Source organism: Spirulina subsalsa PCC 9445 (assembly GCF_000314005.1).
Classification (GTDB): domain Bacteria; phylum Cyanobacteriota; class Cyanobacteriia; order Cyanobacteriales; family Spirulinaceae; genus Spirulina_A; species Spirulina_A subsalsa.
The window spans coordinates 5,100,512-5,119,755 of sequence record NZ_JH980292.1; the positions used below are offsets into that span (position 1 = coordinate 5,100,512).

General features: G+C 48.7%; 12 protein-coding genes. 10 read left to right on the top strand and 2 right to left on the bottom strand.

Features of this window, described 5'->3' with window-relative positions:
* Positions 1 to 43: 43 nt before the first annotated feature.
* The gene (locus SPI9445_RS0123240) at positions 44 to 3,034 is read right to left on the bottom strand and encodes a two-partner secretion domain-containing protein (protein WP_017307201.1); all 2,991 of its coding nucleotides are present in this window, start codon (positions 3,032 to 3,034) and stop codon (positions 44 to 46) included.
* Between the two features lie 146 nt (positions 3,035 to 3,180).
* Here SPI9445_RS0123240 and SPI9445_RS26770 point away from each other — a divergent pair, with 146 nt between their 5' ends.
* The 8 genes from SPI9445_RS26770 (at position 3,181) to SPI9445_RS27960 (ending at position 14,968) form a co-directional block, all read left to right on the top strand.
* Positions 3,181 to 4,911, top strand: coding sequence for a ShlB/FhaC/HecB family hemolysin secretion/activation protein (locus tag SPI9445_RS26770; protein WP_083883581.1), 1,731 nt, complete (start codon positions 3,181 to 3,183; stop codon positions 4,909 to 4,911).
* Between the two features lie 252 nt (positions 4,912 to 5,163).
* Positions 5,164 to 5,775, top strand: coding sequence for a hypothetical protein (locus SPI9445_RS27955; RefSeq protein ID WP_017307203.1), 612 nt, complete (start codon positions 5,164 to 5,166; stop codon positions 5,773 to 5,775).
* A 399-nt stretch (positions 5,776 to 6,174) separates the two neighbouring features.
* The gene (locus SPI9445_RS26780; RefSeq protein ID WP_017307204.1) at positions 6,175 to 7,668 is read left to right on the top strand and encodes a tetratricopeptide repeat protein; all 1,494 of its coding nucleotides are present in this window, start codon (positions 6,175 to 6,177) and stop codon (positions 7,666 to 7,668) included.
* Between the two features lie 91 nt (positions 7,669 to 7,759).
* Positions 7,760 to 8,914 carry a DUF58 domain-containing protein gene (locus SPI9445_RS0123260; protein ID WP_017307205.1) on the top strand — a complete coding sequence of 385 codons (1,155 nt, stop codon included), beginning with the start codon at positions 7,760 to 7,762 and terminating at the stop codon, positions 8,912 to 8,914.
* A 347-nt stretch (positions 8,915 to 9,261) separates the two neighbouring features.
* Entirely contained in the window at positions 9,262 to 9,576 is a 315-nt protein-coding gene (locus SPI9445_RS0123265) for a YbjQ family protein (RefSeq protein WP_017307206.1), read from the top strand.
* 65 nt (positions 9,577 to 9,641) lie between these two features.
* Positions 9,642 to 10,118 (top strand): YbjQ family protein, encoded by a 477-nt coding sequence (locus SPI9445_RS0123270; protein ID WP_017307207.1) that lies wholly within the window; start codon positions 9,642 to 9,644, stop codon positions 10,116 to 10,118.
* 347 nt (positions 10,119 to 10,465) lie between these two features.
* Complete coding sequence (locus tag SPI9445_RS0123275; RefSeq protein ID WP_026080045.1) at positions 10,466 to 11,530, top strand: tetratricopeptide repeat protein; 1,065 nt, start codon at positions 10,466 to 10,468, stop codon at positions 11,528 to 11,530.
* A gap of 66 nt (positions 11,531 to 11,596) precedes the next feature.
* Entirely contained in the window at positions 11,597 to 14,968 is a 3,372-nt protein-coding gene (locus tag SPI9445_RS27960; protein WP_017307209.1) for a response regulator, read from the top strand.
* A 113-nt stretch (positions 14,969 to 15,081) separates the two neighbouring features.
* Here the strand turns inward: SPI9445_RS27960 and SPI9445_RS0123285 are convergent, their stop codons facing one another.
* Positions 15,082 to 16,650, bottom strand: a complete 1,569-nt coding sequence (locus SPI9445_RS0123285; RefSeq protein WP_017307210.1) for a SpoIID/LytB domain-containing protein — start codon at positions 16,648 to 16,650, stop codon at positions 15,082 to 15,084.
* 235 nt (positions 16,651 to 16,885) lie between these two features.
* Here SPI9445_RS0123285 and SPI9445_RS0123290 point away from each other — a divergent pair, with 235 nt between their 5' ends.
* Both SPI9445_RS0123290 and SPI9445_RS0123295 read left to right on the top strand, forming a co-directional pair.
* Positions 16,886 to 18,097, top strand: a complete 1,212-nt coding sequence (locus SPI9445_RS0123290; protein ID WP_017307211.1) for a RuBisCO large subunit C-terminal-like domain-containing protein — start codon at positions 16,886 to 16,888, stop codon at positions 18,095 to 18,097.
* Positions 18,098 to 18,595: 498 nt separating this feature from the next.
* A complete protein-coding gene (locus tag SPI9445_RS0123295; protein ID WP_026080047.1) occupies positions 18,596 to 19,024 on the top strand; it encodes a hypothetical protein in 429 nt (142 codons plus the stop codon).
* The last annotated feature ends 220 nt before the right edge of the window (positions 19,025 to 19,244 follow it).

The following is a 19,244-nucleotide window of genomic DNA, read 5'->3' on the forward strand; positions in this document are numbered from 1 at the left end:
CCTACGGATAGGGGGGTGTTGGGTTGCTGGCGCTTCACCCAACCTACGGTTCTGGGCGGCAGGGGACGAGGAGATGACCGGGGGCGATTTCGGCGACTAATTCAATGTCCCCCTGGGCGTTGGTGCGCCAAGTTTGGGCTTCGATGAGGGGGGGATGGGGGAGGTTGAGGTCTTGCCAGATGTTGGTGTTGCTGAGGGGGGCGGTGGGGAAGTTGGGGAAGCCACCGGAACCGATGTTATAGAGGGAAACGGGGTTTTCGGATTCGAGGGCGGCGCATCCGGTGGCGAGTTCGGCGGTGATGAATTCCCGGGGTAGGTTGTCGAGGCTGAGTTTGTCGAGGATGTCGATGTTAACGATGCCGTCTATGCCGAGTTCGGAGGTGGCGGTAAAGTCACTTTCGGGGGTGCGACGGCCTTGGAATTGCCGGAAGCCGAAGATGCCCCGGGCGCGTCCGGTAATGTTGCCGCCCCGTCCTTGGAAGGCGCTGGCGACGATATCGCTGTTTTCGGAGAGGAAGGCGAGGATGAAGCCGCCAACGTCGAAGGTAATGTTACCGCCTGTACCGAATCCTCCGGCTTCGGCGGTGATGTCGCTGTTGAAGCGGAGGATGATGGATTCGGCGACGGTGAGGTTGATGTTGCCGCCGTTGCCTGCGGCGGTGCTGGCGTTGAGTTTGCCTTGATTGTTGAGGAGGATGGAACGGGCTTGAATGTCTAGGTTGCCGGAGTTGCCTATTCCGTCGGTTCTGATGGAGATTTCGGAGTTGTTTTGGATGGTTAGGGTTCCGGTTTGCAGTTGGATGTTTCCGGCGTTGCCTGTGCCTGTGGCTTGGGCGAGGATGCGGCTGTTTTTGTCGAGGGTGGTTTGTTGGCGGGGGGTGGCGGTGATGTTGCCGCTTTGTCCGTCAACGGTGGAGGCGGAGATTTGGCTGTTGTTGAGGTTGAGGTTTTGCAGGTTTTGCAGGGTGATGTTGCCGCCACTGCCTCGGATGGTTTCGGCTTTAAGGGTGCTGTTGGTTAGGTTGAGGTTGTTGGCACTAATCCCTAAGTTCCCGGCGTTTCCGGTTCCAGTATTACTCACACCAACTTGAGCGTTCCTCTGTAGGTTCAATTGTGGGGTGAATAGGTCTATATTGCCCGCATTCCCGGTTCCGGTGGCGTTACTGGAGATGAGGCTATTTCCCCCTAAACTTATCTGTTCGGCGGCACGAATGCCAATATTTCCCCCCTGTCCGTTAACGGTGCTGGTGCTGATTTGGCTTTGATTTTCTAGAAAAAGCGATCGCACATTTCCCAATACTACATTCCCCCCCGCGCCCTGTCTGGTTTCTGCGCTTAATTTCCCTTGATTTAAGTTAATCTCACTGGCACTAATCCCTAAGTTCCCCGCGTTCCCGGTTCCGGTATTACTCACACTAACTTGAGCCTTATTCGTAATATTTAAAACCTGCCCCTGTAGCGTCACATCTCCAGCGCGACCAATCCCTATAGACTGGGCAATAATTTCACTATTGCCCCCTAAATTAATCCGATTCCCGTTTAAAACTTCAATATTTCCCCCTTGTCCCCTTTGAGTAGAAGCCGAAATTTTACTATTATTAGCAAGGGTTAATAATTGTGAATTTCTGATGATAAGATTGCCCCCTTGTGCTATATCTGTTTCAACCGAAAGTAGGGCATTTTGATTTAATTCCAGAACCCCCACCCTTAAATCAATATTGCCCGCCTTGCCCTGTTGTTCACTTTTCGCTAAAACTTGCCCCCCCTCTAAAATTCGCATTTGATGGGCGACAACATTTAAATTTCCTGCGTCTGAATTGCCCAAAGTTTGGCTTGTAATTAAACTAGGAACTCCATTCTGAGATCCTCGAACTTCAACTAAATTCCCATTGAGATTAATTGTTCCAGCTTTTCCCAAACTATTAACATCCGTTGACGTGGAAATTCTAGCCCCATTTTCCACCAAAAGATTCCCCCCATTCACCGTAATATTCCCCGCGTTTCCCGTTGCACCTAACCCTGATTCTGAATAAATCCCACTCGGGCGATCTCCCACAACACCCCTTAAAACGACATTTCCTGCATTAATAACCGTATTTCCTGCATTACCTGCTCCCACTGTAGAAGTTAAAATCACTCCCCCATTTTCTAGGACTAAAAGCGGGGTTGAAATATTGATATTCCCCCCATCGGCAATTCCCCCTAAATTTTGAGCATAAAACCCACTCCTAATATTCGTAGATAATGGCGAATTTCCCGAAATTTGCACCGATTCAGAAGCCCTGACCGTTAACCTTCCCCCCGGTTGATCAAACGTAGGAGGAACACCGACAGTAGAACCCCCAGTTAAAATAATATTGCGACCATCTAAGGTTACATTTCCCCGCTCTACAGAAATATTAGAAGACTGAGGAATACCAAAATTCAACGTATCGGAAAGGATAATATCTCCACCCACGAAAGACAAGTTATTGCCCGGACTTGGGATTAAATTTGCCCCTTGCAGTTGAATTGAACCGGGATTAGTCCCCCGTTGGATTCCTACAGGAACACTCATCGTTAAAGGAGGATTATCGCCTGTTGCGGGAAAAACAATCCCATCACTAAAAACTATCCCTGTTCCCGTAGCTGCCGTAAACGAACCGTTAAAATTTAAACTAGCATTAGCTCCAAAAATAATACCGTTGGGATTGAGCAAAAATAAGTTAAAATTAGGGTTAGTGGGTGCAGCTTGAATAAAACCATTAATCTCTGACGGCAATCCTCCCGTTACTCGGGCAATGACGTTATTAATAGCCGGATTATGCTGAAATTGGGCAGTATTGAAAAGGGGAACAGAAAATGCTTGAAAACTGTGGAATAGGTTATTCCCTATCGTTGTTCCTTGGGTAATTGTCCAAGTAAATCCTGCATGATTCACAACCGTATTATTAGGTAGGGTTGTATCTTCAGCAATTTGAGCTTGTAGGGAAGCATTAAAATTGAGCAAACCGAGGACAAACCCACTTGATACAACCAGCGCATTTTTAAACATATTATAGTTTGAACTCCAAAAATAAGGTTATTTGTCTTAATTCCTAGGTTAGGCACAGGAAAAGCGCAACCCAACAAATAAATTACCGCCAGTATTGGGAAGGTTGGGTTACATTTCATTTCACCCAACCTACAAATTTAAGTAAAATGATGTCACCGAACCTAGCTCAACCCATCTACCACCAAAATATGAGAAAAATTGCTCAATTTTGCGGCATTCCAGCCTTAATTCTCCTCAGTTGGGGCGGGATCTTAAATCCCCTATTTTTAAACCCCCTTGCGGCTCAAAATCTACCCAATCCTAACCCAAATTTCCCCCCTCCAGATCCCCCCTCTCCTCTCCCTCCCCCGGAAGAATTGCTCACTCCCCCCTCTCCCCCCACTCCTCTGAGGGAGACGCTTCCCCCCGATAGGATAACGGTAACGCGGTATGAGGTGCGAGGGAGTACCGTGTTTAGTGAGGAACAGTTACAGGCCATTACAGCGCCTTTTACGGGGGAAGGGGTGACATTTGATCAGCTAGTGGCTGCCCGTTCTGCGGTGGAACAATTGTATTTAGAGCATCAGTATTTAACCTCTGGGGCCTATCTACCCCTACAAACCATTCAAGGGGGGGTGGTGATTATTCAGGTGGTGGAGGGACGGATTGCAGAGATTGAGATGCAGGGGTTAAATCGTCTCCCAGAACAGTATATCCGCCGACGTTTACCGAATGCCCAGAGGGTTCCTTTACATCTGCCCAGTTTGGAGGAGGAGATTCAACTGTTGCAACAAAATCCTTTGATTGCGGGAATCTCTGCCAACTTGATTGAGGGGGAAAATCCGGGGGAAAATGTGCTAGATGTGACAGTACAAGAGGCATCCCCGTGGCAGGTGCAAGTGGGGGTGACAAATGATCGGGTGCCGACGGTGGGAACGGTGGAAGGGTATGGAATGATCAGTTGGGGGAATGTTGGGGGATGGGGAGATCGTTTGGGGGGGAGTTATCGCAGGAGTGAGGGGAGTGAGGGGTGGGAGGTAAGTTATGCGCTGCCGTTGAATGCTCAGGAGGGGACGCTGGGATTGCGTTACAATCTCACGAATAGTCGGATTATTGACCCGGTGTTTGAGATTTTACAGATTAGTTCTCGTTCTCGTTATTGGGAATTGACGGTGAATCAGCCTGTGGTGCGATCGCTCCGAGAAGAGTTTACCCTAGGATTTAGTCTATCCCATCAGGTCAATGAGACGTTTTTACAGGATATTCCTTTCCCCCTCAGTGTGGGGGCCGATAGTCGGGGGGTGACTCGTGTTTCTGTGTTGGGTTTTAGTCAAACTTGGTTGAGACGTTCAGAAAAAAGTGCGATCGCCCTCCGTTCCCAATTTAACTGGGGAGTCAATCTTTTAGACCCCACTCGCAATAATACCCCCCCCGATGGTCGGTTTTTCACTTGGCTTGGTCGATTACAATGGGTTCATCGTCTAACCCCCGATACTACCCTAATCCTACGGGGAACCTACCAATGGGCGGATCGTCCCCTCCTTGGGGTACAACAGTTAAGTGTGGGAGGTCGAAACACGGTGCGAGGATACCGTCAAGACTTGAGCCTTGGGGATCACGGGTTTTATAGCACGTTAGAACTACAGTTTCCCCTAGCCCGTCTCCCAGAAGACAGGGGAACTCTTTACCTAACCCCCTTTTTGGACTATGGCCGAACTTGGAGACAGGGGGCCGAGTCGGTGAACACCTTGGCCGGACTGGGAACCGGGATGATCTGGCAAATCGGCGACTCATTTCAAGCGCGCTTAGATTGGGGGGTGCCGGTGTTGAATGCTTCCTCTTCCGTTGGGACATGGCAAGAACAAGGGTTACATTTTTCCCTACAATTGTCCTATTAAATCCTGCCTGATACATTTACGCTACATTTTTCCGGTTTTTCCCGGACAATGGGACGATAGCACTATTACCCGTTAAGGTAACAGAGGCGTTATCCCGCAAAGCACGCACGAAAGATTCCCAAATCAGGGGTACATTTTCCCGGACAAAATAACCGGAAACGTTTTTATGACGGGGGAAAAGAGGGGAGAGGAAACTTTTCCCGGAGAAGGGTGTCCTCAGTGAACATACAGAGTTTAGATGGGTAAACCGTCATGAAATATTGCGCTCGGATTCGGTTTTGGCCTGTTATTTGTTCTTTAGGGGCGATCGCACCGTTATTCCTATTTAACCCGGCCGCCCAAGCACAAACGGGGATGTCAGGGAATTATATGGGGTTTGGTATGGGGAATAATTCATCAGGTTTAGTGGAGGACTTAATCCGTCAACAGTTTGGGGGAATTACCATTGATACCCTCAGCACCTTAACAGGAATTAACTTATCCACTCCGCCTAAATCTTCCGCTTCCTCTTCCCCCGTCGGGACTTCTTTTAATGGCCGTTATGATGTCCCCCATAGTAATTTATCCGTCCGAGGGGCGGCATTTTTAGGCAGTCAAACCCGCGTTGTTGAACCGTCTGTTTCCTATGATTTTCCGGTGGCCGAAAATACCAACGTTTATGTTGGGGGCGGTTATACTTTTGTGGAAGGAAAATCAACAGCAACTCCCCTCGGAGAAACCAGTTCCCCCGTCATTACCGCCGGGGTAGAAACGGCCGTTATGGGGGATTTTGTCATTTATGGCAATGCCCGATTCCGGTTAAGTAATCCCACCCCCAACAGTTCTCCCTTGCGGATGCAGGTGGGAGCAGGGTATCGTTTTTGAGCCAAGAGGTAGAACGTCCTGATGACATCCTCAAACAAAATAACGAAATAGATGGAAAATTTGTCCGGAACACCATAGACCCTCACCGTAGTAGAAAAAAGAGTAGATGCACCCTGATTGGTTGACCTTGGCTGGATACCAGCCAAGGTTTTTATTGCTCTTTTTACCGCCAGTTCTCCCGATTTTTGCGCTTTTTCTAAAAATGTCCGGAATCTTAGGAGAACCTGCTGTAACAACACATTAGATGCACCCTGATTGGTTTCCCTTGGCTGGTTTCAGCCAAGGCTTTTTCTTTTTTTAGCCCAGTTCACTACAGGATAACCTACCCATTTCGTCCAAATTTAGCGACAATAGACTGAGATTTTCCATCTCGTGACTGGCAAGCCCATCTAAAATGCTATGTACCGTTATTGTCTTTCTCTCCTTCTCGGTTTTTCGTTAGCCACCCTTCCGGGGAGCGTTCTCGCTCAAAGGGTGGATGCTCAAAGAATTGAGCAGTTGTTTGAACAAGGAAATGCGGCTCAGGACGCAGGAGATTATAATGGGGCGGAGTCGATTTGGCGCAGGTTGTTGCGCATTGATCCCGAAAATGGGGCGGCTTATAATAATCTGGGCAATACCCTACAAGCCCAAGGGAAGCTAGAGGAAGCCATTGCCGCCTATCAACGCGCCATTGAACTCGAACCGACGGCCATTCGTTACTATAATCTGGGGAATGCCTTCTATGAGCAAGGAGAGTTAGACGAGGCGATCGCGGCTTATCAAGAAGCCATTCGTCTGGATCCTGAATATGTCTACAGTTACAACAATTTGGGCAATGCTCTAAGTGATCAAGGAGATTTAGAGGGAGCTATTGCTGTCTATCAACAAGCCATTCAAGTAGCCCCCGATGATCCCCTAGCCTATAGTAATTTGGGGGTGATTCTGGGGGAACAGGGACGCAGGGAGGAGGCGATCGCGGCCTTTCGCCAAGCCCTCCAACTAGACACCCCCCCCAATGGTGTCACCCACAATGGCTTAGGCATTGCTTTAGCCGAACAAGGGGACTTAGAAGGGGCAATGAGAGCCTATCGGGAAGCGTTGCGCATTGAACCCAATCCCATCTATTATCGCAATTTGGGCATGGTTTTAGTCGAGATGGAACAATGGGAGGCGGCCATTGCAGCCTACCGACAAGCCCTCAATTTAGACCCCAATTATTACCCCGCCTATAATAGTCTGGGCTTGGCTTATACCGACTTGGGGCAATATGAAGACGCGATCGCCGCCTACCAAAAAGCCCTAGAATTAAACCCCGAATACCATTGGTCCCACTACAATCTCGGCGTTGTCTTAAGTCTCATGGGGCGTTATACAGAATCCATCCAAGCCTATCAACGCACCCTAGAACTTGATCCCACCTATGCCCCCGCTTACTACAGTTTAGGCATTGATTTAGGGCAGGAAGGCAACTATAACGAAGCCATTGAGCAACTCCGTCAGGCCATTGTTTATGATCCCAGCTTCACCGATGCCTATATTTGGCTTAGTATCTGGTATCAACGGGCGGGGGATTTAGAACAAGCCCAAAGCATGATTCAACAAGCCCTTAATTTAGAACCCCAATCTACTTGGGCCTATGCGAGTTTAGGGGATTTATTATTAGAACAGGGAAATGCTAGTGAGGCGATCGCCCGTTACCGCCAAGCCCTTGGTTTACCCGATCGCCCCGGTGTGGGAACCACAGCCCACGCTCACGCCCACAATGGCCTGGGCAGTGCCTTAAAAGTCCAAGGCAATCTAGAGCAGGCGATCGCAGAATTTCGTCAAGCCCTCGCCCTCGATCCCGATTACACCACCGCCCAAGAAAATCTACGCACCACTCAACAACTGTTACAACGGAATAGGGAGTAGGGAGTCGGGAGTCAGGAATCGGGAGATTGCCTCTCCCCTGCTCCCCCTTCCCCCCTCTCCCCTCTCCCCTATTCCCTGTTCCCTATACCCTATGAAAATTACCCGAAGACTCCATCATTGGCTTGAACAACGCTGGGCTGCCCCTGCCTATAGTGGGGGGATTTTGTTAACCCTAGCCTTGTGTTTTTTTGGAGCAGCAACCAATACAATGGCCGGATGGTTATATGCCATCAGTGGGCTAATTCTCGCCCTCTTAGGCCTCAGTATCCTGCTGTCTATGCGCAATTTATCTCAGTTGAAAGTGCGGCGCTTCCCCATTACCCCCGTAACCGTGGGAGATGAATTAGCCATTGAGTTAGAACTAGAAAACCCCACCCTCCAACCGAAACTTTTACTACAAGTGTGGGATCAAGTCCCTCCCCCCCTCCAAACTCAGGAGGCGATCGCCCTCGAAGTCATCCCCCCCCAAACCACCCAACGCTGCACCGCTTACTATCAGGCCCGGAAACGGGGAGTTTATCGTTGGCAAAACGTGGATTTACGCACCGCCTCCCCCTTGGGCTTGTTTTGGTGTCGTCGCAGCCACTCCGCCCCCGGCAAAGCCATTGTTTACCCCACCGTCTTACCCCTCACCTACTGCCCCCTCGTGGAAAGTTTAGGCCAAGACGACACCCTACAAATTGAGCGCGATCGCCGCTACCAATCCGCCACCCAAGGCATCACCAAAGCCCTCCGCCCCTACCGTCTCGGAGATCCTACCCGCCTCATCCACTGGCGCACCAGCGCCCGTTTAGGCATCCTACAAGTCCGAGAATTGGAAATGCTCACCAGTGGCCAAGAAGTGGTCATCTGTTTAGATACCCAGCACCCCTGGGACCCAGACAGCTTTGAACAAGCGGTAACAGCCACAGCCTCCCTTTATTTTTATGCCAGTCGCGCCCAACTCGCCGTTAAATTATGGACGGCTAAAACGGGCTTAGTCCAAGGCAATCACTTAGTTTTAGAAACCCTAGCCGCCACCTCTCCCCAAGAAGAAAGACACGGGGATCCCCCCCAAAATGTCCCCCTCGTTTGGCTAACGTCTTCCCGACAAACCTTGCAAAATTTGCCGACTGGGAGTTGTTATGTGTTGTTCCCCGATCCCCTAGCCGGAACGATTGCACCCATTCTTCAATCTACCTATCCCGGGTTAGTAATTGATCCCGAAAAAGGTTTACAGCAACAACTTCAACGCAGGATTTGTTAAAAAAATGGCCTCAAAATTTGCACTTTTTTTGTTGACTTTTGACTTTTGTAGTGATATTATTAGATAATGGGAGTGGTTGCTTTCATTGACAGGTTCAACCACTCCCATTATGAAAAAACTTTAACTAAAAACATTATCCCAAGGCCTCGCCCTTTCGTCAAAAAAAATTACATTTCGTTACATAATGTGATCAAGTTTTCAATTTCTAGCCTGAACAATCCTGCCCGTGTTAAGTAGCATTTAAGGAAAAATAGTGCTAGAACAGAAAATACGACTTTGAACGTGTTTTCAAATCTGTTTTCCAATCCATCCCAATAACTCACCCCATCTTTAACCGAGAAACCACCATGATTTTAACGAACTTAGAGAGCGTTCCTGGAAAGACCATCGTTAAACACTATGGCATAGTCCAAGGTAGCACCGTCCGAGCGAAAAACGTTGGTAAAGACATTTTAGCGGGACTACAAAACCTAGTCGGGGGGGAATTAAAAGGCTATACCGAATTATTGCAAGAGGCACGACAAGAGGCCGTTAATCGGATGATTGCTGAGGCGGAAAAAATGGGAGCGAATGCCATCATAAATGTACGTTTTGCCACCTCTTCTATTTCCCAAGGAGCCGCAGAACTCTTTGCCTATGGAACAGCCGTTCAAGTCATGTAAAGGTGTGAATAGTTAATAGATAGGGTCTGCTGACTGTTTACAAATAAAACCTTGAGGATTAAATTATGACAGCAATCTTTGACTTGATTGTAATTATTTTAAGTCTAGGGATTCCCTTGTTTTTGCTGATTTTAGGTTATTTTGTAGGTAGCTGGCGGGAGAAATCCCATTTTCAAGACTTAGAACAACGAGAGAAAAAAACGGCGGACTTAGAGACTTGGAACTATGGAGGAAAGCAAGAATTTCTACGGGCAAAAAAAACAACTTTGGTTGTGGGGAGTGTTGTATTAACGTCAGATTATTTTAAACAGTTTATCCTCGGTTTCGTTCAGCTAACTGGGGGCAAAATAACGGTTTATGAAAGTATTGTAGAACGCGCTCGTCGGGAGGCACTTTTACGGATGAAAGAACGAGCTATTGGTTGGGGCGCGACCAAAGTAGTCAATGTGCGCTATACCAGTAGTTCATTAAATGGGAATAATCCCAAAGATGGGGGGTTTTCGATTGAAGTTATTGCCTATGGCACCGCTATTCAAGATTAGGAGAAAAGAGGCAAAAGGCAGGATGTAGGAGGGAATAGGGAATAGGGAATAGGGAATAGGCAACCTTAACAAGTTAAGCTTGTGTGCATTTTTTCAAGTCCCATATATAGTGTCCAATTAATTGGACACTATATATGGTCTGCTGAATATCCCTCTAAGCATTGTTACTAGGACTTTTAGCCGTTTATACCAAATTAAATAGACTTGAGGGCAAAAAGCTGAATTTCCCCTGTTCCCTGCTCCCCTGCCCCCCTGCTCCCCTGTTCCCTAGCCCAGTTATTCAGCAGACCCTAGTTAGTGAAAGTACAATTAATCATAGAAAGCATCCGGTGAGTTGGGAGAAAACTGTGAGAAAACAAACCCTAGGGAGAACTTGCGCGATCGCCTTAATCCTACCCTTTCTCTGGAATGTATCGCCGGGGATGGCTCAGGATATGGATCGCCTAGACGAACAACTGCGCACATCTCCCCGTCAAGATGTGTCCAGTGGACAACGAAATGAGGCGGATTTACTGCTCAATCTAGGCAGTCAAGCCCAAAGTCGGGGGGATCTCAATCAAGCCATTGATCTATGGCTGCAAGCCCTCGTTCTCTATGACCGCTTAAACGCTGATGACGGCATGGCACTAGCCTATAAGTATCTTGGCATTGTTTACACCCAATTGGGGCGTTATGATGCCGCAGAGAACGCCCTCCGTCGTCATTTAGCCATTACTCGGGATGAACGGAACTTTTCCGCTCAGGTGTATGCCTTAAATAATCTCGGGGTGGTGTTACTGGAAATGAATAATTTAAGGGGAGCCGAAGCAAGTTTTGCCGAAGCGTTGACCATTGCCCGCAGTATCCGAGATCAAGAGGGGGAAGGCCTCAGTATTAGTAATTTGGGCTTAGTCGCGATCGCGCAACAGAATTACAGCACCGCTATAGCTTACTTTGAACAAGCGTTAGATTATCGGCGGCGAATGCGCGATCGCGCTGGACAAGCCAATACCCTCAATAACTTAGGGGATGCCTACCGAGGCCTAGGGGAAATAGACAAAGCCCTTGCAGAATACCGTCTCGCCCGGTGGTATGCCCAAGAAGTGGGAGACTTACCCAATCAGTTTCGCGCCTTGCGGGGATTGGCGGAAGGTTATGCTCGGGGGAGACGGTGGAGCCCTGCTTTTAAGGCCTTGGATGAGTGGGTTTTATTAGCGCGCACGACAGGGAATTTAGCCCAACAAATGCGGGCATTACATCTTTATGCCCAATATCATACAGGCCTCGGGATTTGGCAGAGAGCGGGGGAATTTTATCAAAGTGCGATCGCCGTTGCGCGTCAGTTAGGAGATGAAACCAGCGAAGCGATTCTATTAAATGAATATTCTCAAGTCGTCTATGGTTTCCCCTTTGGTTTGCCCAGAATGCCTTAAACCCTAAACAGACAAGAGCGAGTGATGAATCCTAACTTTCCCTGACTCTGGCAAAATAAAAACCCGATGTTTAAGAAAATCCCCCTGCACTTAATTCTAACCCTCCAGTTTGTGATCCAAATGTTGGTCGTTGTCGGATTGGTCGGGTATTTTTCCTATCGCAGTGGTCAGGAAGTGGTCGGGGAGTTAGCCCATGAGTGGATGAATACAACAGCCAACAAAATCCAAGCCGAACTAGATCAATTCCTTGGCGATGCGTTGTTACTCTTGGCGACTAATCAGGGCTTAATTGAGCGGCAGCAACTGAATCCCGACGATTTTAGAGAGTTAGAAACCCATTTTTTACAGACGCTCAAACTGTATCCGGGGTTAACCGCCATGAGCTTCTATAATCCCCAGTCTCAGATGATTGGGGTAGCAAACGATAGGTCGGGACTTCTCACAACACCTGAAACCATGATTGTGCTGGAAAAGGCAGAACCGGGTCTAAGTGAGGGTCGGTTTTATCGCTTGAGTGAGGAAGGTGAGCGGCTCGATCTAATCCGGCGGATTCCGAACTGGAATCCCACTCAACGCTCTTGGTATGCACAGGCGCTCCAACAAGACCAACCGGACTGGACTGGCATCAGCGCCTTAGCAGTAGCCCCACTTCCGGCAATTCTAGGGGTGAACTCCATCAAACAAGGGGGGGAAATTCGAGGAGTCATCACCATTACACTGATCCTCAATGACATCAATCAATTTCTGGCCGAGTTGGATCTTTCCCCCCAAGGACAGGTTTTTATTCTCGAAACCACTGGGGAATTAGTCGCCACCTCAACCACTGAAATTGTTGCACCCATTACCCGTCAAGATAATCAGAATGTTTTAACTCGTTTAGGGGTCACGGAAAGTCAGAATCCTTTAACCCAAGCCGTGGGGGAAGCCCTTCTCACTCAAGAACGAGAGAGGGCATCGGGTCAACCCTTCAACTTCCAATTTACCGCCTCTGTGCCGGGGGTGGAACATCGGGGGGTTTTTAAGGGGAATCGCCTTGCTGTAGCGTCTGGGAACGGGAATCGCCAGCGCTTCTTTGTCAATGTTACCCCCTATCAAAATGGTCAAAATTTGAATTGGCAAATTGTCAGCGTTATTCCAGAATCGGATTTGATGGGGGCAATCTATGCCAATTTACGGCGCACCTTGCTACTCGGGGCGGTAGCTTTAGGGGGGGCGGTGGCCAGTAGTCTGTGGATAGCGCGCCGAATTACGCGATCGCTCTCCCACCTCACCGCAACCAGCCAAAACTTTATGACCCAAAGGCGAGAGCAAACCCTTCAACTGACCCGGATTGCAGAAATTGCCACCCTCTCCCAATCCTTTCAAGCCATGATGCTGGCCATTCAAGAAGGCGATATTTTGCGTCACAACTACACCCAAGATTTGGAGCAACAGGTCGCCCTCAAAACCATTGCCCTCACGGAAGCTCAGAAACTGGCTCACATGGGCAGTTGGGAAGTAGATCCCCAGCAAAACACCGTCACCTGGTCAGAAGAAGTCTATCGCATCCATGAGGCGGAAGCTCATCCCCCCACCACTCGCCCCGACCGCGAGATAGTCAAAATTCATCCTCAAGATCAAGAGCATTATCAAAAAAACGTGATTGAAGCCATAAAAGCCGGCCAGTCTTTTGATACAGATGTGCAGATCATAACTTGTCAGGGCAATGTTCGGTTTGTCCAAATCCAAGGGCAGCCCATCTATAATGAGGCCGGGGAGATGGTTAAAATTATTGGCACCACAACGGATATTACAATCCGCAAACAAGCTGAACAAGCGTTAATTCAAGCCAAAGAAGCGGCCGAAGCGGCGAATCAAGCCAAAAGTATTTTCTTGGCTAATATGAGCCATGAACTCCGCACCCCTTTAAATGCCATCCTCGGCTACCCTAGACTATTACTGAATAGCCCCACACTCTCCCCTGAAGACCAGAGCTATATCCGCACCATTGAGCGCAGTGGGGAGTATTTATTAGCCCTAATTAACCAAATCTTAGACCTGTCGAAAATTGAAGCAGGGCGAATGGTTCTCAATGTAACCCCCCTCAAATTACATCAATTACTCCATGAGCTTGATATTATGTTGCAACCTTCGGCACAAGCCAAAGGGTTAATATTCACCCTAGAAAAAGGGGACAATCTGCCGGATTTAATTCAAGCCGACGGGGTGAAGTTACAGCAAGTTTTAGTGAATTTGCTCAACAATGGCATTAAATTCACCTCAAAGGGGACAGTTCGTTTAACGGTGGTCTATTCTCAGGAGGAAGATCCTCCTTCGGCCTCACCCTGCCTCAAGTTCACGATTCAAGATACTGGGGTAGGAATTGCTCCGGAGGAACTACAGACTTTATTCCAAGCCTTTGTACAAACCCAAAGTGGCCGGAATAGCCAGACGGGAACGGGTTTAGGTTTAGTGCTGAGTCAGAAATTTGTGGCGTTGATGGGGGGAGAACTTGAGGTTGAAAGTGAGGTGGGGAAGGGGACAACCTTCAGCTTTGCGCTTCCGATCTCTTGGCCTGAGTCCGATGAGTCGCTGGATTCAGTGTCGGAGTTTATTGACTGGCGACTGGCACCCCAAGAACCTGCTTATAGGATTTTAGTGGCCGATGATGTGGCGGAGAATCGGGAAGTTTTAGTGAAACGGCTGGAATGCTGGGGGTTCAAGGTTTTTGAGGCTGAGGATGGGGAGGATGCGATCGCCCAAGCGGCCCAACATCATCCCGATTTGATTTTTATGGACATTCGGATGCCAAAACTCAACGGGATTGAAGCCAGCCAACGGATTCAACAAATCTTGACCCCTCCCCTTCCCAAAATTATTGCTCTAACGGCCAGTGTGTTTGAGGAAGATCGAACCAAGATTCTGGCCTCGGGTTGTGATGATTTCATCCGGAAGCCGTTTCAAGAACAGGAGATTTTAAACAGTTTAACGCGCCATCTCAAGGCTCAGTTTATTGAACAAAAACAGGGGGGAGTCTCTCCCGCTTGGGAAGAAACCCCCCCCACTTTAGAGATGGAGGATTTAGGGGCTTTACGAATTCTTATAGCTGAGGATAATCTCATTAATCAGAAAGTGCTGTTACTCAACCTCAAAGCACTGGGTTATCAGGCTGATGTGGTTGCCAATGGTTTGGAAGTGTTGGAACGTTTGTCGCTGAACCCCTATGATCTGATTTTGATGGATGTACAAATGCCGGAAATGGATGGGATTACGGCGACACAAATCATCCGGCGCGATTTTCCCCCAGTGGTTCAACCCTATATTATCGCGCTGACGGCGAATGATGAAGCAGGCGATCGCACGACCTGTGCGCAAGTGGGGATGAATGGTTATCTCACAAAACCTCTAGGGCAAAACCAACTGGCTGAAGCGTTGGCGGTTGTTAAGCAGACCCTATAAATCGGGTCTGCTTGAATATCCCTGTAAGCACTGTTAATAAGGCTTTAGACCATTTTAAGCGCCAGAAAGTGCAAGGTTTTTTTAGGTCTTAACTTGTCAAGACGGGTGACTCCCTATTGCTCTGGGTAGAAAACAATAGAATCATTGAGGGGTTCAACCTTCGCACCGGGATAATAGAACTCTAAAATCCGCGTAGCATTCCAGCCCAAATTTGCCAAAGTATAGGAGCTATACTGACTCAATCCTACACCATGACCAAACCCCCCCCCAACAAAGCGATATCCCGTTAGATTCTGATTACCGTCCCGAATAGGGTCAACATAAAACAACGTACTGCGCGGGGGGCCGAAAGCGCTGCGGGCTTCGGTTTTGTGGAGTTCCACCGTACCCTTATCCGTTTCCACCACAAAGCGCAAAATCCGACCCGCCACAGAACGTTCTGCCACCTCCATACTTAAAATCCGATTAATCCCCCCCAGAGGGTGTTTCGTCCGTTCCAGATAGCGGTTTAAATCCGCCGTTAAGTCCCCAATACTACTTTCCCGACTCCAGCGAAAGACCGAACTATTAGAACCATTGAGTCCCGTTTGCAAACTCATAAACTCCCGAAACGCCTGTTCATCACTCAAAGGCCGTGCGTTTAAGTCCCAAGGAGGTGTCACCGCATCCACCCGCGCTTGTAAATAGGGGCGAGGTTCTCCATCCCAAGTATCCTCAAAGGGTGAAGTAGTGCCGCCACTGTGGGCAGAATAGAGCGCGTCTACTAGCTCATTATTGTAGGTTAAAACCAGTCCGGCTGTAGCCGTAATGGCGCGGTCAGAGCGTTCCACCGTCCCCGTCAAGCCCCGGTAAACCTGACAGTGAACTGTAGCGCAGAGTTCGTAATTATCAGCCTTAAAACGGCGTAAATTGCGCAGGGCATAGGTGCGAGCAATAATAGCTTGAGCTTCTACGGCATTGTAAGGGGCATTGGGGCCAATTTCGTGGGGAACAACTCCTCGTAAATAGGTTTCAATGTCAATGTTATTCACAAGGGTAAAATCCCCGTAGGCATTGGGTTGAATGCGCAAATCTCCGGCATAAACGTATTGATTGGTGCCGTCATTCACCCGGATACGGTTGTTGGCGCTGCGAATGGCAAAATTCGCCCGGTTATAGCGAAAACTACCCACCACAAAAGACACTACAGGGGTAGTTTCTAACACTTCTGACTGTAAATAGATTTCGGTTTCTCCGGCTTCTTGTAAATTCTTAATTAACATTCGCCGCAGGAGGGGGGTATTATAAACCTCCCGTTTAGCCCACACTTGCCAGCGTCCGGGCTGAGTCACTTCAACTTCAATCCCTTTTTCTTGCCATGCTTTGGCGCTATTTTCGGCGGTTTCAAAGGTGGCATGATCACTTAATACGACCCATTCCCGCACGACGGGGTTTTCTTGGGGTTGGCGGACGATTTCTAAGGTGACGCTGGGGGTGGTGACGGTTTGGGTGCTACCATCTCCGGCTAAAAATTCTAGGGTGAGGGGGTTTCCGTCGCTGCCGGAGAGGGTGAGACGATCACTATCTTCATCCCCAAACCGTTGCACTATACCCACATCAATGAGAACTGTTGCACGGGCAAGGGAGGGGTTAAGACTGAGGAGGGATAGGGGGAAGAGGAGCAGCAGGAAGGTTTTAAACATGACTCAGTTTGGATAAGGGCTAGTGAAAATCACAGGTTCTGTGCGATTGTAGCTTGTAGACGGGGGATTGAGCGCAATCTGTTCCCCGGCTGGCTTTATGCTCCGGTGATGGGGGGAAGTTGGCTGCGATCGCCAGTCCTACAGTTCCAATCGTGAGCGTATATTGAAGTTCTCCACCCACAAGGGGATGGGGATTCTTGGGTAAAATGAATAAAGATCAAGGAGGGTAAGATTAATGGACTCCCGACGTACTGAAAACCCCCGTCCCTTTAAGCCGGGGAGTGTCAACATAGAAGTAGACTATCGCTTTCCCTTGGGAGTTGATGCCCACAAACAAGCTAAAATGATCGCCGTGGGTCAAACCGTCGGCACATGGGACGGGCGCTTTTCTCACCGAGAAGAGAGCTTACGCGCCCACCTCGCTGAAGTCGTGAACGTCGTGGAAGATGACACCGGAAGCACCGCTACAGTACGTTTTCCCGAAAGTAACGTAGAAGGGGATATCCCCAGCTTACTGACCATGATTTTTGGCAAGTATTCCATGGCAGGACAAGGCAAAATTATTGACTTGCGCTTACCCGAACACTACGGCAAAAAACCCACGGTGGGCATGAGTGGCATTCGGGAACGTTTAGGGGTTCCCCATCGCCCCCTGATCATGGCTATCTTTAAACCAGCCCTCGGACTCTCCCCGGAAGATCATGCCCTGATTTTTTCTCAAGTTGCTCATGCGGGTCTTGATATCATCAAAGATGATGAAATTCTGCCGAATTTGGACATCGCCCCCACCAAAAAACGCCTAGAAGCTTGTTTAGAAGTCATTCAGGAGGTAAAAGCCAAAACCGATCGCACGGTTCTCTATGCGGTAAATGTTACCGGATCGGCGGAGGAATTAATCCAGAATGCCCGTAAACTGGTTTGGAAAGGGGCAAATGCTCTGTTGTTAAATGTCCTCACCTATGGGTTTTCTGTCCTGGATACTTTAGCTAGCGATCCAGAAATTAACGTTCCTATCTTTGCTCATCCAGCCTTTGCCGGGGCGCTCTGTGGTGCCCCCCATACGGGGTTAGCCTATAGTGTGGTGTTGGGAACTCTCATGGCGCATGGGGGAGCGGATGCGGTGCTGTACCCCGCCCATTATGGGAGTTTACCTTTTGACCCCCAAGAAGAGGCGAAAATCTGCCAAATTCTCCGCCAGCGCAATGTTTTCCCGGTTCCTTCAGCGGGCATTCATCCGGGGATTTTCCCCCAAGTGATTCAAGACTATGGCACGGATGTAATTCTCAATGCAGGTACGGGGATTATGGATCATCCCGAAAGCCCGGCCTCTGGGGTACGCGCCTTTTTTGAGGCTTGGGAACGATGGCAAGGGGGGGAATCTTTTGATCTAACCTGTTTACCCGAGGGGGCGTTAAAGCAGGCTGTGGAGAAGTGGGGAGGGGCTTGATGGGCTGACCTCTTCAATTAGGGTCTGCTGAATATCCCTCTAAGCACTGTTACTAGGACTTTTAGCCGTTTATACCCAATTAAATAGGGTCTGCTGAATAACACGCCTATGCTAGGCTCAACAAGGGAACAGGGAACTCTTAACAGGGAACAGATCATCTAAAACTGGCACGATTGCCTATTCCCGACTCCCGACTCCCGACTCCCGACTCCCGATTCCCCAACTCTCGGACTTATTCAGCAAGCCCTAAATAGACTTGAAGGCAAAAACCTGAATTTCCCCTGTTCCCTTGACTTCTCACAGCGAGAAAGTGCAAGGTTTTAGGGATAAATCATCAAAAAGGCTTGCTTTTTTCCGACTCTCTCTCCCCCTGTTCCCCGTTCCCTAACCCCACCAGCAGACTTATTCAGCAAGCCCCAATGATAACGAGTCGGCGAATGAAGTATCCACTCACCTTGAGGCCGTGGAGCGTCAACCGTCTATTAATCGCGAAGCACCATGATGAAATTCCCTTTAATGATGATTGCCCTTGGTTTAGTGTTGCTCTTGAGTGCTTGCTCTGGGGCAACGCCCCCGATTTCTCTGGCTCCTGGGATGGATATTATTAAAAAGGCGATCGCACTCCAAGTTGAACAAACCCAAGAGCAACTGAGCGAACAACTGGCGGCCTCCCATCCCCAGTTAGATATTTCTCAGGTCAAACTCAAAGCCATTGAACCCCTGTATCTGGCGAAACTCCCCACCTACCATATACAAGGAACTTATAATCTAGACATTGACCTACCCAATCAAAAAGTCAGCCAAAAACAAAACAGTTTTGACGTTTACCTCCAACGGCAACGGGAAGGGAAAACGTGGCGCTGGTTAAAGCGAGATGTTTCTAATCCCGATGAATCCCCCCTTTGGCGAACTTACTGGATTCATTGATTCATTAGGGCTTGGGGAATAACATCAGATTCCCCAAGCCCTAGGTATTTTAACTTTAATTGACTTAAAAAATGACCTAGTATGCTACCACTCATTTTGAGTAAAGAATTCTATCTATAATTTTTTCTTTATCTCTGCCAGTTTTACAATGAATACAGCAGTTTTAAGGGAACTGCGTAACGCCTTGGACTGGATCAGATCAAATTGTTGGCAAGAGGAA

Coding starts and splice junctions, on each gene's coding strand:
- SPI9445_RS0123240 (WP_017307201.1), bottom strand. CDS start 3,034: ATGTTTAAAAATGCGCTGGTTGTATCAAGTGGGTTTGTCCTCGGTTTG.
- SPI9445_RS26770 (WP_083883581.1), top strand. CDS start 3,181: ATGATGTCACCGAACCTAGCTCAACCCATCTACCACCAAAATATGAGA.
- SPI9445_RS27955 (WP_017307203.1), top strand. CDS start 5,164: ATGAAATATTGCGCTCGGATTCGGTTTTGGCCTGTTATTTGTTCTTTA.
- SPI9445_RS26780 (WP_017307204.1), top strand. CDS start 6,175: ATGTACCGTTATTGTCTTTCTCTCCTTCTCGGTTTTTCGTTAGCCACC.
- SPI9445_RS0123260 (WP_017307205.1), top strand. CDS start 7,760: ATGAAAATTACCCGAAGACTCCATCATTGGCTTGAACAACGCTGGGCT.
- SPI9445_RS0123265 (WP_017307206.1), top strand. CDS start 9,262: ATGATTTTAACGAACTTAGAGAGCGTTCCTGGAAAGACCATCGTTAAA.
- SPI9445_RS0123270 (WP_017307207.1), top strand. CDS start 9,642: ATGACAGCAATCTTTGACTTGATTGTAATTATTTTAAGTCTAGGGATT.
- SPI9445_RS27960 (WP_017307209.1), top strand. CDS start 11,597: ATGTTTAAGAAAATCCCCCTGCACTTAATTCTAACCCTCCAGTTTGTG.
- SPI9445_RS0123285 (WP_017307210.1), bottom strand. CDS start 16,650: ATGTTTAAAACCTTCCTGCTGCTCCTCTTCCCCCTATCCCTCCTCAGT.
- SPI9445_RS0123290 (WP_017307211.1), top strand. CDS start 16,886: ATGGACTCCCGACGTACTGAAAACCCCCGTCCCTTTAAGCCGGGGAGT.
- SPI9445_RS0123295 (WP_026080047.1), top strand. CDS start 18,596: ATGATGAAATTCCCTTTAATGATGATTGCCCTTGGTTTAGTGTTGCTC.